The sequence below is a fragment of the Streptomyces sp. NPDC042371 genome, assembly GCF_056437465.1.
Map to the genome: position 1 here is coordinate 1 of NZ_JBWKAP010000010.1, position 14090 is coordinate 14090.

A 14090-nucleotide genomic window follows, 5' to 3' on the forward strand; every position below is an offset into this window, starting at 1 on the left:
GTAGGTCTCGCCGGTGAGCTCGTCGCGCACCGGCACGGACTCGTGCCATTCCAGGCCGAGTTGCGGCATGTCCAACGAGACCGTGGCCTCCTGGGTGTGGTGAGGGTCGAGGTTGGCGACGACGAGAACAATGTTCGAGCCGTGCTCGCCGACGGCCGTCTTCGAGTACGCGATCACCGCTTCCTGATCCGTCTGGTGGAAGTGCAGGTCGCGCAGTTGCCGGAGCGCGGGGCTCGCGCGCCGGATGCGGTTGAGCGCGGTGATCAGCGGGGCGATCGTGTCGCCTCTTTGTGCGGCCGACGCCCAGTCGCGTGGCCGCAGTTGGTACTTCTCCGAATGCAGGTACTCCTCGCTCCCTCGCCGTACCGCGGTGTTCTCGCACAGCTCGAATCCGCTGTAGACGCCCCACGTCGGCGACAGCGTGGCGGCGAGCACGGCCCGCACCTCGAAGGCGGGACGGCCACCCTCCTGGAGGTAGGCGTGCAGGATGTCGGGGGTGTTCACGAAGAAGTTGGGACGCAGGAAGTGCGCGGTGTCCCGCGACAACTCAGTGAGGTAGTCGGTGAGTTCGTCCTTCCCGTTCCGCCAGGTGAAGTACGTGTAGGACTGCTGGAAGCCGACGGCCGCGAGGGTCTGCATCATCGCGGGGCGGGTGAACGCCTCGGCGAGGAAGATGACGTCGGGGTCCGTGCCGTTGATGTCCGCGAGCACCCGCTCCCAGAACACGACGGGCTTGGTGTGCGGATTGTCGACGCGGAAGACGCGTACGCCGTGCCCCATCCAGAAGCGCAGCAGCCGCACGGTCTCCGCGATCAGCCCCGGCAGATCCTTGTCGAAGGCGAGCGGATAGATGTCCTGGTACTTCTTCGGCGGATTCTCCGCGTACGCGATGGTGCCGTCCGCCCGGTGACGGAACCAGTCGGGGTGCTTCTCCACCCACGGGTGGTCCGGCGAGCACTGCAGCGCGAAGTCCAGGGCGACTTCGAGGCCGAGGTCGGCGGCGCGGCGCACGAACGCGTCGAAGTCGTCGAGCGTCCCCAGATCCGGGTGCACGGCGTCGTGGCCGCCCTCCGGCGAGCCGATCGCCCAGGGCACGCCGACATCGTTCGGCCCCACCGAGAGGGAGTTGTCCGGCCCTTTGCGGAAGGTGGTGCCGATCGGGTGGATCGGCGGCAGATAGACGACGTCGAAGCCCATCTCGGCGATGGCGGGCAGCCGCGCGGCCGCGGTGCGGAAGGTCCCCGGAACGGGCGGTGCCCCCTCCTCCACGCGGGCGCCCTCCGACCGCGGGAAGAACTCGTACCAGGACCCGAAGAGCGCCCGGCGCCGCTCGACGAGGAGCGGCAACTCCTCCGAGGACGTGACGAGTTCACGCAGCGGATGACGGGCCAGCGTGTCCTGCACTTCCGGGGTGAGGGCGGCAGCAAGACGGGCCGCCGGTGAGCGGCCCGTATCGCGCAGTGCCCGGACCGCGTCGAGGACGGCGGCCCGGTCGGTGCGGGGTATCCCGGTGGCGGCGCGCTCGTGGAGCCTCGCGCCCTCCTCCAGGACCAGATCGGTGTCGATACCCGCGGGTATCTTGATCTGCGCGTGGTGGCGCCAGGTCGTGACCGGATCGCCCCACGCCTCCACGGCGTAGGTCCAGCGCCCTTCGGCGTCCGGCGTCACGTCGGCGCCCCACCGGTCGGTGCCCGGCGCGAGCTCCCGCATGGGGGTCCACGGGCCGGGGCGCCCCCCGGGGTCGCGCAGGACGACGTTGGCGGCGACCGCTTCGTGTCCCTCGCGGAAGACCGTGGCCGTGACCTGGAACGTCTCTCCCGGCACCGCCTTCGCCGGTTTTCGCCCGCCGTGGACGGCGGGCCGCACATCCAGGACGGGGATGGTGGGCTGCGAGGGCGAGCCCGGCGGGGTTGAGCCTAGAGGCATGTCTGACCGCTCCTGTCCGCTGCACGGATACGGGGGTGTGGAGGGTTCCGCGGTGCGTGTCGGCCTGTGGGCCGAATTGCCTACCGGAAGAGCCTTCCCACGCCCTTCGGGTGAGCAATCCGGCGCTTTGTTAACTACTAGTGCGTAAGGGCGCATGCAAGACCGGCCTCACCATGAATGGCAAGAGCGGACCGAATTCGCATATGCCGTATGGCTTGTTGAACGTCCCCGCCCGTGCGGAGGGGTGAGCCGGGCAGCCGGTACGCCTAAGGGGCGTAGCCGGAGAGGATTCTGCCGTCGTCCGTTGCGGTGAACAGGGTGCCGCCCACGTACAGCGGGAAGCGCAGGGACGGCGGGTCGTCGTACTCCGTCTGTCCGTCCGCCAGGGGGATGTCCTTCCTGCGGTAGGAGTTGATGTCGTCCTCGGTGGAGCGGCCCCACATCTCGTACAGCCCGACGGCGAGGACCCGGTGGCCCGTCAGGGCGAGGGACACGGTGTCCTGCGGGCCGCCGTACCGCCACAGGCGCTTGCCGGTGCGCCAGTCGAAGGCCGTCATGGTGTGGGTGACCGGGTCGTCGGGGTCGGGGTTCCCGGTGGCCACCACGAGGACGTCCGCGTCGCCGACGACCGGTGGCAGCGCGGGTTCCAGGCCGGGTGCCAGGGTGCGGCGCGTGGCGAGGGTTCCGGGGTTCAGTTCGCGGACGCCCGGCGTGCCGTGGTCCCAGCACAGGATCGACCCGCGGTGGGCCAGGAGTCCGTAGCAGGACTGGCCGGGCGCGCGGCGGGTGACCTTGCCGTTCGCGGTGGAGAGGGCCAGGACGCCCTTGCCCTCGACGGCCGCGTACACCTTGCCGTCCTCGACGAGGAGCGAGGACTGCACCTTGGTGGACAGCGGAGGCGACTTCCACAGTTCGCGGCCGTCCTTCGCGCGGCGGGCGCGCACCTGGGCGTGGCTCGGGCCCGTCGTCTCGTCCGCGAAGCCGAACTCGGCGGTGTAGACCACCCCGTTCGCGTACGTCAGGGCCATCACGACCGTGTCGGGCGCCGTCGGCTTGCGCCAGCGCTCGGCGCCTGAGGACAGGTCCACCGCGATCACGCCGCGTTCGCTCGGCACGTACACGCGCTTGCTGTCGCTCTCGGGCGGCAGCTCCTGGATGCCCTGGAGGCCGTCGGCCGTGACCGGGAAGCCGCGGGACGTCCAGTGGTGGGCGCCGGTCGCCGCGTCGAGGGCGGTGGCGGCGCCCTTGCCGTCCCGGCACACGAGCGTCGATGCGGCCAGCAGGCAGCCGTTGCCCCGGTCGTCCAGGCCCTTCGGGCGCTTCACCGACCAGGGCTTCCAGCCCTTGGGCCGGGCGGACGCGGGCTTCTTCGCCGCGCCGAACTCGCCGGAGTGGGCCCGGTTTCCGTACTCCGTGACGATGCGGGCGGTAGGGGCCGTGGGGCTGGCGGGGGCGCTGCCGTCGGAGGCCGACGGGCCCCCGCCTGTGCCTTCCTTTTCGCCGTCCCCGGGTATCAGCACCGCCGCCACGGTCACCGCGGCCGCCACCGCCGCGGCGGCGATGAACCACCATGCGCGGCGCCGGGGGGCCGGTGAGTCGGGTGGGGTCGATGGGGTCGGAGGAGCCAGAGGGGGCGGAGAGGGGGTGGCCCCGGACGCCGTGGCCGCGTTCGCCAACGACTCCCGGTCCGCCGCCCGTTCGCGGCGCGCCACCGCCTCCCGGTGCTCGGCGAAGAGCGAGAGCACCGGCGGGGGCCACGGCACGGCGGGCCCGGCACCGTCCGTCAGGCGCTCGGCGAGCCCCGCCGCCGTGGGCCGCTCGTCGGGCGCCGGGCGCAGGCAGTCGGCGATGACCTCGCGCAGGTCGTCGGGGACCGCGGAGAGGTCCGCGTCGCCCTGCGCGATGCGGAAGATCACCGAGGCCAGTTCCTGGTCGTCGAAGGGACCGCGCCCCGTGGCCGCGAAGCAGAGCACCGCGCCCAGCGTGAAGACGTCCGACGCGGGCACCACCGCATGGCTGCCCTCCAACTGCTCGGGCGCCATGAACCCGGGCGTGCCCACCACCATCCCGGCCGTCGTCAGCGCCGTCGCGTCGAAGGCCTGCGCGATGCCGAAGTCGATGAGGGTGGGGCCATCGGGGGTGAGGAGTACGTTGCCGGGTTTGAGGTCACGGTGCAGGACCTCGGCCGCGTGCACGGCGGCCAGCGCGCGGGCGAGCCCGGCGCCCAGCGCGCGCACCGCCTCCGTCGGCAGCGGCCCGCAGCGGCGCACCGCGTCCGCGAGCGAAGGCCCGGCGACGTACTCGGTGGCCAGCCACGGCACCTCGGTGTCCGCGTCCCCGTCGAGCAGGGCCGCCGTGCCCTCGCCCGAGACCGCACGCGCCGCCGCGATCTCCCGGCGGAACCGGATCCGGAACTCCCGGTCGATGTCCAGGTCCGGCCGGACGGTCTTGACCGCGACGAGCGGCGCGCCGGTCCGCGGCTCGCGGGCCAGGTAGACCTCGCCCATGCCGCCCGTGCCGATGAGAGCGAGCAGCCGGTACGGGCCGACCTGGCGCGGCGGACCGGGCAGGGGGTCGAGCACGAGTCCTCCAAGGGGCGCCCTGTGTAAGGAAGTTGAAGACAGGGGGAGAGTCGGTAGGGCGGTGGGGGGCAGGAACGTGGGGCGGGGGTCAGGAAGGGAGCCTGACCGAGACGACCGTCCCCTGGTCGTACACGATCGTCGCGACCCCGCCCAGCGGCAGCACCGTCGGCGGCTTCGGCTGGTCGGCGATCACCGTGCCGTTGTCCTCGGACGGCTTCGCGACGCGGTTGCCGGGGGCGCCGGGGACCCGGACGGTGCGGACCTTGCCCCTCGCCGTCAACGGCACCGTCCGCAGCGTGGAGTTGTCGGCGGTCAGGGCGCGGCCGCCGATGACGAGGGCGCCGGAGGACACGGGGCGCTCGATGTCGTAGTCGACCACGGAGAGCGGCTCCCTGCGGGTGAGCCTGCCGTTCTTCGGGTCGGCCACGAGCAGCTTCCCGCCCGTCGTGTCGTAGGCGAGCGCCGCGCCGGGGGAGACCGCGCTCACCACGATGTCCTGACCGGGGTGTCCGTCGGAGCCGACCGGCGGGGCCTTGAAGCCGAACTTGCCCTCGACGGCGAGCGTGCGGGGGTTCATGCGGGTCACCCGGGTCTGCGGGTCGGCGGTCGGATCGTCGAGGTCCCCGGCGTCGCCGAGCACATGGGTGCAGAGGATCTGGTCGTCGTCAGGGTCCGCGGTGGCGCGCGTGTCCGCCATGAGGGAGCGGCACTGGCCGTCGTCGAAGGTGCCGCCCACGCGGTCGCCCTTCTTCTCGTCGATCGCGACGACGCCGTCCCGGGAGTCGGCGTAGACCAGGCCGTTGTGGACGAGGGAGGCGGTGTAGTTGCCCTCCTCGGCCATGGAGAGGGTCTTGTCGCTGAGGTCGTACGTCCACACGGGATCGCCCCCGCGCCGCACGGGGAACGCCTGGACCGTGGCGCCCGTCGGGCCGTCCGTGCCGTCCATGGTGCCCTCGGAGGAGACGATCAGGTGGTCGTCGGTGAGCAGGGCGGACGTGGCCTTCTTCCCCGCCGGGGCATCGGCCGTCCACCGCACGTCGCCGCTGCGGGAGTCGCGGACCTGCACGCGCCCCTTGTACGCGATGACGGCCGTCCCGCCGCGCACCGCGGGAGCCTGTTCGTCGCCCGGCATGAAGAGCGCGCCGGACGGGCTGATGTAGGCCTCGCCGCCCACCTCGGCGTCCTGTGCCGAGCGGCCGTCCGAGGTCCACAGGCGGTGGCCGTCGACGGCGCTGCGTGCCTCGTACGTGCCGTTCGTCAGCAGGCACACGACCGCCTCGGTGTCGGCCGCGCAGCTCATCGGCGCATGCCCGAACCTGGCCCGCCACGGCTGCCAGCCCTTGGGGCGCTGCGCCTTGTACTGCGGTACCTGGCCGCTGCGGTCGTCGGTGCCTCCCGCGTCGACCCCGGCGGTGGCGACCAGCCGGGCGGGGGAGAGGGACGGCTTCGCGGCCCCTGGGACCGCGGGCCCGCCCGTGGCGTCGCCGCCCGGCTTGCCGCCGCCCGCCTCGGAGCCGGAGCCGGAGTCCGCCCCGGAGTCGGGGCCCAGCACGGCGAGCAGGCCGCCGACGACTGCCCCCGCCACGGCCACGGCGGCCACGGTCAGCACGGCGCCGCGACGGCTGATGCCGCGGCGGGGCGGCGCGACGGGCGCGGCCGAGCTCATGGTGGGGAGGCCGTGGGCGGGCAGGCCGGACCGTTCCGGGGCGGGTGCCGGGGTGGGCGCCGAGGCGTCGAGCGCCGTCGGGGTGCGCGTGGGGGTCTGCGTCGCCGGGTGCGCGGGTCCTGTCGGCATCGGAGGCAGGGGCAGCAGCGGGCGCCCCGAGGCGCACAACTGCGTTACGTCGCGCTGGATTTCGGCGATGAGGCCGAGGACGCCGTCGGGCCAGTCGCTCCCGGACACGCCAGGGCTGCCGTCACTACTGCCACCGCCAGCGCCGCCACCGTCACCGCCAGCGCCGCCTCCGCTCCCGTCTCGGCCGCCGCGCGGCGCCGCCTCACGCCCGGCGGTACGCGGACCGTCGAGGTCTTCTCCTCCACGCCGATCGCCAGCGCCGCCACCGCCACCGTCCCCCCGCAGCGCCTCCAACCCCGCCGCCACCTCCTCGGGTCCCGGCCGCTCGCCCGGATCGCGCGACAAGCAGGCGGCGAGCAGCTCGCGCAGCTCCTCGGGGACGCCCTCCAGCCGGGCCTCGGCACGGGACACGCGGTACAGGACCGCCGCCACCGGTCCTTCCCCGAACGGATCGTCGCCCGACGCCGCATAGGCGAGGACCGACGCCAGGCAGAACACGTCGGAGGCGGCCACCACATGGCGGCCGCCCGCCACGTGCTCGGGGGACATGAAGCCGGGCGTGCCCACCAGCAGGCCCGTCGAGGTCATCGTGGTCGCGCCGAGCGCCCGCGCCACACCGAAGTCGATGAGCTTGGGCCCGTCCGCGCCGAGCAGGACGTTCGCGGGCTTGAGGTCGCGGTGCAGGGCCCCCGCGGCGTGCACGGCGGCCAGCGCGCGGGCCGTTCCCGCGCCGAGCGCCGCGACGGAGGCGACCGGCAGCGGCCCGTGCCGCCGCACCGCGTCGGCGAGGTTCGGCCCGGCGACGTACTCCGTGGCGAGCCAGGGCTGTCCGGCGTCCGCGTCGCCCGCGACGAGCCGGGCCACGAAGGGGCTGTCCACGGACTTCGCGACGGATATCTCGCGCCGGAACCGGGCGCGGAAGGCGGCGTCGCCCGCGAGGTCCTTGCGGATCGCCTTGACGGCGACGAGCGTGTCCGGATCGTAGGGGCGGCCGGGGTCGTGCGGTCCGGGCGCCGCCAGGAAGACCTCGCCCATGCCGCCCGCGCCGAGCCGGGCGAGCGTCTCGTACGGCCCTGTCCGCGGCGGGGAGGAATCCCGCAGCTGCCCGATCATCCGTCCGCCCCCGTTGCCGCAGTTGCCGTGGTTGTCGCAGTTGTCGACCGTCAAGTGCCGTGGCTGCACGGCAGGTTGCAGGTTACAGCGAGTGCGGCGGGGCGGCCGGAGAGTCGCGGGCGTTGCCCGGCGGGCCGAATGTGGTGTCGAGTGGGGCCATGGCCGACGCAGACCGTCCGCACCCGACCGTCACCACCACCCACGGCCCCGTCCGCGGCGAACACCGCGCCACCGGGACCCGGTTCCTCGGCATCCCCTACGCCGCGCCGCCCGTCGGCCCCCTCCGTTTCGCGCCGCCCGTCCCGCCGGAGCCGTGGACCGCGCCGCTGGACGCCACCGCGTACGGGCCCACCGCGCAGCGCCGCGGCCTGGGCGACGGAGCCACGATTCCGGAGCACTCGGTCCCCGGCGAGGGCATCCTCAACCTGAACGTCTTCACGCCCGCCCCGGACCGGGACGCGGCGCTCCCCGTCCTGTTCTGGATCCACGGCGGCGGCTACGTCGGAGGGTCCGCGGCCAGCCCCTGGTACGACGGGGCCGCGTTCAACCGGGACGGCGTCGTCCTCGTGTCGGTGGGCTACCGGCTCGGCATCGAGGGCTTCCTGCACCTGACCGACGCCCTTGACAACCGCGGCGTACGCGACTGGATCGCCGCCCTGGAGTGGGTGCGGGACAACATCGCGGCGTTCGGCGGCGACCCGGCCAAGGTCACGGTCGCCGGGCAGTCGGCGGGCGGCGGCGCCGTCCAGGCGCTGCTCGCGACACCGGGCGCCCGCGGTCTCTTCCGGGCGGCGATATCCATGTCCGGCTCGCTGATCGAGCCGCAGGAGCACTGGGTCGGCCCGGCCGTGGCCGAGCTGTTCACACGGCGCACGGGGCTGCCCGCCACGGCGGCGGCGCTCCGCGACCTCCCGGACGGGCGCCTGCTGGAGCTCCAGGACGCGCTGAGCGCGCCGGGACCCGGCCGCGAGCGGCTGCCCGGCCCGCTGCTCGGGCCGGTCTCCGACGGGGAGCTGGTCCCGCGCCCCGTGCTCACGGAGCTCACCGAGGGCGATCTGGCGGCCGGGGTGCCGCTGCTCCTCGGGTACACCCGGCACGAGTTCCACGAGTTCGGCGGCCAGGAGCTGACCGACCTCGTCTTCCGGGACCCCGCCCTCGCGGTGGCACGGGCCCGCGCCGCACGCGAACACCCCACGTGGCTCTACGAGTTCGCATGGCCCTCACCCGTGCCGGGGAGCCGACAAGGGCTGGCCTTCCACTGCCTCGACCTGCCCTTCGTCTTCGACCTGCTCGACGCGGAAGGCGTCACCGCCGCCGCGGGCGACGCCCCGCCCCAGTCCCTGGCCGACGCGATGCACGCCGCCTGGGTCGCCTTCGTCCGCGACCTCGACCCGGGCGACACCTGGCCGCGCCACGCCCCTGCCGAGCCCGCGTCCTTTGCGCCCGCCCGCGCGCCGTAGTTGTCGGGGGCCGGTCGCCGCTACCGTCGACGCGTAGGTCGATTCGTAACGTATTCCCCGTAGAGGTGGAGTCGCTGTGAAGGCCATCCGTCGATTCACCGTACGTCCCGTCCTGCCCGAACCCCTCGGCCTGCTCTCCGAGTTGGCCCGCAATCTGCGCTGGTCCTGGCATCCGCGCACCCGTGACCTGTTCGCGTCCGTCGACCCACGGCTCTGGGAGGCATCCGGCTGCGACCCCGTGCGGCTCCTCGGCGAGGTGCCGCCCGCCCGGCTCGACGAGCTCGCGGGCGACGCCGACTTCCTGCAGCGGCTCGGCGCGGCCGCCGACGACCTGCGCGAGTACGTCGAGGGGGAGCGCTGGTACCAGGAGCAGTCCCGCGGCGACGGCCACCTGCCGGGCTCCGTCGCCTACTTCTCGCCCGAGTTCGGCATCACGGCCGCCCTGCCCCAGTACTCCGGCGGCCTCGGCATCCTCGCCGGGGACCACCTGAAGGCCGCGAGCGACCTCGGCGTCCCCCTCATCGGCGTCGGACTGCTCTACCGGCACGGCTACTTCCGCCAGTCGCTGTCCCACGACGCCTGGCAGCAGGAGCACTATCCGGTCCTCGACCCCAACGAGCTGCCCCTCGCCCTGCTGCGCGAGGCCGACGGCGCCCCCGCCATCGTGGCGCTCGCGCTGCCCGGCGGGCGGTGGCTGCGCGCCCACGTCTGGCAGGCGCAGGTCGGCCGCGTCCCGCTGCTGATGCTCGACTCCGACGTCGAGGAGAACGACCCCGGCGAGCGCGACGTCACCGACCGGCTCTACGGCGGCGGCAGCGAGCACCGGCTGCTCCAGGAGATGCTGCTCGGCATCGGCGGAGTGCGCGCCGTCCGTGCGTACTGCCGACTGACCGGCCACCCCGAACCCGAGGTCTTCCACACGAACGAGGGCCACGCCGGATTCCTCGGCCTGGAGCGCATCCACGAACTCGCCCACCAGGGCGTCGGCTTCGACGCCGCGCTCGAAGCCGTGCGCGCCGGGACCGTCTTCACCACCCACACGCCCGTGCCCGCGGGCATCGACCGCTTCGACCGCGAGCTGGTCGCCCACCACTTCGGCGCAGGCGCCGAGCTGCCCCGCATCGACGTGGGGGACGTCCTGCGGCTCGGCATGGAGACGTATCCGGGAGGCGAGCCCAACCTCTTCAACATGGCGGTGATGGGCTTACGGCTCGGCAGCCGCGCCAACGGCGTCAGCACCCTGCACGGCACCGTGAGCCGCGAGATGTTCGCGGGCCTGTGGCCGGGCTTCGACGCCCAGGAGGTCCCGATCACCTCCGTCACCAACGGCGTGCACGCCCCGACCTGGGTGGCCCCCGAGGTCTTCCGGCTCGGCGCGCGGCAGATCGGCGAGCGGCGCACCGAGGACGCGCTCTCCGTCGGCGGCTCCGACCGGTGGGACGCGGTGGCCGACATCCAGGACGCCGACATCTGGGAGCTCCGCCGCACCCTGCGCGAGCAGCTCGTCCACGAGGTCAGGCGGCGCCTGCACGACTCGTGGCGCCAGCGCGGTGCCGCGACGGCGGAGCTGGGCTGGATCGACGGCGTGCTCGACCCGGACGTCCTCACCATCGGCTTCGCCCGCCGCGTCCCCTCGTACAAACGCCTCACGCTGATGCTGCGCGACCGCGACCGGCTGATGGAGCTGCTGCGCCACCCCGAGCGGCCCGTGCAGATCGTCGTCGCGGGCAAGGCGCACCCGGCGGACGACGGCGGCAAGCGGCTCATCCAGGAGCTGGTCAGGTTCACCGACGACCCGCGGGTGCGCAGGCACATCGTGTTCCTGCCGGACTACGGCATGGCGATGGCGCAGAAGCTCTACCCCGGCTGTGACGTGTGGCTGAACAATCCGCTCAGGCCCCTGGAGGCGTGCGGGACCTCCGGGATGAAGGCGGCCCTGAACGGCTGCCTCAACCTCTCGGTCCTGGACGGCTGGTGGGACGAATGGTTCGAGCCGGACTTCGGCTGGGCCATCCCCACGGCGGATGGCTCCGCCACCGACGACGACCGCCGAGACGACCTGGAGGCCGCCGCGCTCTACGACCTCCTGGAGCGCCGCATCGCACCCCGCTTCTACGAACAGGGCCCAGGCGGCCTCCCCGACCGCTGGATCGAGATGGTCCGCAGGACCCTGACCCGGCTCGGCCCGAAGGTCCTCGCGGGCCGCATGGTGCGCGAGTACGTCGAGAAGCTGTACGCCCCCGCCGCGCGGGCCCACCGCGCCCTGGACATCACGGCCGCCGCCGAGCTCGCCTCCTGGAAGGCCAGGGTCCGGTCCGCCTGGCCGCGGGTCGCCGTCGACCACGTCGAGGCATCGGCGAGCGGCACCACCGCCGAACTGGGCGCGACGCTCTCCCTGCGGGTGCGGGTGCACCTGGGCGACCTGACCCCGGACGACGTGGAAGTGCAGGCCGTAGCGGGCCGCGTCGACCCGGAGGACCACCTCACCGACCCCTCCCCGATGCCGCTGAAGCCGGTCAGCGGGCCCGACGGGGAGGGACGGCGGGTGTACGAGGGACCGCTCGCGCTGGACCGTACGGGACCGTTCGGCTACACGGTCCGGATCCTTCCGGCCCACCGCCTGCTGGGCGGCAGGGCCGCGGAGCTGGGGCTCGTGGCGGTTCCTTCCGAGGCGACGGGGGAGGAGGCGGGGGTTCTGATGCGGTGAGGCACGCGCACCCTGTTACGGCAGGATGATGCGATGACCTTGCGTTCCGATGTGGCCGAGTTGCTGGGGGAGGCAGGCATCGTCGACGTGGACATGGACGATGCCATGGCGGACGATCACGTCCGGTTGGCCGCGTACCTGCGCCTCGTCTCGGCGGTCGCGGCCTCGCCGGGCCGTGACCGGGACCGCGCGCTCGTGGCCACGATCCTGCGTGACCCCGACGAGAGCGCGGCCAAGACAGCGGTGGTCGCCCTCGTGGACGAGATCGCGATGCAGGCGGCCGGACCTGCGGAGTTCCGGCAGTGGTCGGCCGGAGTGCTGCAGGAGACCGAGCGGCTCACGGTGGAGTCGTTCCGCGAGTTCATCCGCCGTCGCGTCCACGACTGGCTGTTGTACCTGTCCGTCAAGGGCGGTCACGTGCCGACACCGGTCGAGTTGGCGGAGGTCACCGACTGGATGCAGCGCTTCCTCGCCGAGGTGTCGGCGTCGCCGGAGGTGCTCGCCGTGGTCGCCGGGGCGGCCCGGACCAGGAAGACACGGAACATCGCGCAGAACCGGACCGGCAGCCGCGGGCTGAGAACGCAATGAGGCGGCACCCGGAGGGAGGAAGGTGCCTCCGGGTGCCGCCCATTGGGGTGGAGCGGGTGCAACTGAGCGGCAGGAACCGCTAGTCGCGAGGTGTTACTTGACCGCGACGCCGGTCCAGGCGGCGCCCACGGCCTTGGCCTCGGCCGAGTCCGCACCGTAGAGGTCCGTCGCAGCCTTCAGGGTGCCCTCACGGGCCGCCTTGTAGTCCGTGGTCGTCGTGAAGTACGACGTCAGCGCCTTGAACCAGATCTTCTCGGCCTTGTCACGGCCGATGCCCTCGACCTTGGAGCCGTCGGCGGTCGGCGAGTCGTACTTGACGCCGTTGATCTCCTTCGCGCCGCTGCCCTCGGACAGCAGGTAGAAGAAGTGGTTGGCGATGCCCGAGGAGTAGTGGACGTCGACGTTGCCCGCGTCGGCGCTCCAGCTGTCCAGGGACTGGCCGTCCTTGGAGGGCTTGTCCATGTAGCGCAGCGGCGAGCCGTCACCGTTGATGTCGATCTCTTCGCCGATGAGGTAGTCGCCGATGTCCTCGGGGCTCTTGGAGTTGAACTCCACGGAGGAGCCGAAGATGTCGGAGGTGGCCTCGTTCAGGCCGCCCGACTCACCGCTGTACTCCATGTTGCCGGTCGCCGAGGTGACGCCGTGCGACATCTCGTGGGCCGCGACGTCGATCGAGGTGAGGGGCTTCTTGTTGCCCTCGCCGTCGCCGTACGTCATGCAGAAGCAGCTGTCGTCCCAGAAGGCGTTGACGTACGAGTCGCCGTAGTGGACGCGCGAGGTCGCACCCTTGCCGTCGCCCTTGATGCCCTCACGGCCGTGGACGGTCTTGTAGTAGTCCCAGGTGACCTGGGCGCCGTAGGCGGCGTCGACACCGGCGGTCTGGGCGTCGTCCGGCTTGCCGTTGCCCCACGTGTCGTCGTCGTCCGTGAAGATCTTGCCTTCGCCCTCGCCGTTCTCCAGGTTGAACGTGGAGTGGCCGCCGCGCGAGTCGTCGGTCAGGTCGAAGCCGTTGGAGCCCTTCTTCGAGCCGATCTCGACCTTGCCGCTGTACTGGCTGTTGCCGGTGGCGTTCTCGATCTCCTGCTGCTGGAAGAGCTTCTTGCCGGTGGCGGCGTCCGTGACGACGCGCAGTCGGCTCGGCGTGCCGTCCTTCTGCATGCCGGTCACGACGGTCTCGAACGCGAGGACGGGCTTGCCCTCGGCGGCCCAGATCACCTTGCGCGGCGACTGCGCGTCGGCCTTGCTGGTCTTGGCCTTGGCGGCGGTCGACTCGGCGGACTTGGCGACCGAGGACTTGCCGAGCTTCGCGTCGGTGGAGGCGACCTTCACCGTGGCCTTGGTGGCCTTCGTGACGCTCTTCACCTTGCCGCTCTTGGCGGTGTGCACGACGAGGTCGCCGCCGAGGACGGGCAGGCCCTCGTAGGTGCGCTCGTAGCGGGTGTGGGTGGTGCCGTCGGCGTCCTTGACGACGTCGCGGACGACCAGCTTCTCCTTGGCGCCCAGGCCGATCTTCTCGGCGGTGGCGGCCTTGTCCGCGTTGGCGTCCTGGAGGAGCCCGGCGCGAGCCGTCGACGAGAGGGCGACCGGCGCGCCGGAGGGCCCGGCGGGCTGGGCGGAGGCGCCGGTGGTCAGTCCGGCGGCCAGCAGCGCTCCGGCGGCAACCGCGGTGGAGATCGCCAGCATCGAACGCTTACGGGATATGTGGGGGGTCACGCAGGCTCCTTCTGTGGGGGGCCCGGGCGGCGTGGGTGACTGCCCGGGCATGAAAGATGCGGTGCGGGTGTGACTCGTGTGTGGTGCGAGGGAAGAGTGTCATTCGAGCCAGGTACATGTCATCACTTGATCGCATGTTGGCCGGAAATCGTTCGTTGAGCGAGGGTCGAAGTACGCAATGCGAACAGATCGTGAATTCGTACGGG

General features: G+C 72.7%; 7 protein-coding genes. 3 read left to right on the forward strand and 4 right to left on the reverse strand.

Annotated features, from left to right (window positions below):
- The 3 genes from AC068B_RS28555 to AC068B_RS28565 form a co-directional block, all read right to left on the reverse strand.
- Positions 1-1926 (reverse strand): alpha-1,4-glucan--maltose-1-phosphate maltosyltransferase (locus AC068B_RS28555; RefSeq protein ID WP_478674502.1); only part of this gene is annotated, 1926 nt, incomplete at its 3' end.
- A gap of 266 nt (positions 1927-2192) precedes the next feature.
- Positions 2193-4508: a protein kinase domain-containing protein gene (locus AC068B_RS28560; RefSeq protein ID WP_478674503.1), complete on the reverse strand. Its 2316-nt coding sequence runs from the start codon at positions 4506-4508 to the stop codon at positions 2193-2195.
- 88 nt (positions 4509-4596) lie between these two features.
- The gene (locus tag AC068B_RS28565) at positions 4597-7485 is read right to left on the reverse strand and encodes a protein kinase domain-containing protein (protein WP_478674504.1); all 2889 of its coding nucleotides are present in this window, start codon (positions 7483-7485) and stop codon (positions 4597-4599) included.
- Positions 7486-7574: 89 nt separating this feature from the next.
- Here AC068B_RS28565 and AC068B_RS28570 point away from each other — a divergent pair, with 89 nt between their 5' ends.
- The 3 genes from AC068B_RS28570 (at position 7575) to AC068B_RS28580 (ending at position 12171) form a co-directional block, all read left to right on the forward strand.
- A complete protein-coding gene (locus AC068B_RS28570) occupies positions 7575-8876 on the forward strand; it encodes a carboxylesterase/lipase family protein (protein ID WP_478674505.1) in 1302 nt (433 codons plus the stop codon).
- A gap of 76 nt (positions 8877-8952) precedes the next feature.
- Positions 8953-11583 (forward strand): alpha-glucan family phosphorylase, encoded by a 2631-nt coding sequence (glgP, locus tag AC068B_RS28575; RefSeq protein ID WP_478674506.1) that lies wholly within the window; start codon positions 8953-8955, stop codon positions 11581-11583.
- Positions 11584-11616: 33 nt separating this feature from the next.
- Positions 11617-12171, forward strand: coding sequence for a hypothetical protein (locus AC068B_RS28580; protein WP_478674507.1), 555 nt, complete (start codon positions 11617-11619; stop codon positions 12169-12171).
- A 93-nt stretch (positions 12172-12264) separates the two neighbouring features.
- Here AC068B_RS28580 and AC068B_RS28585 read toward each other — a convergent pair whose 3' ends face one another.
- Positions 12265-13884 (reverse strand): M4 family metallopeptidase, encoded by a 1620-nt coding sequence (locus tag AC068B_RS28585; RefSeq protein ID WP_478674508.1) that lies wholly within the window; start codon positions 13882-13884, stop codon positions 12265-12267.
- Between the last annotated feature and the right edge of the window lie 206 nt (positions 13885-14090).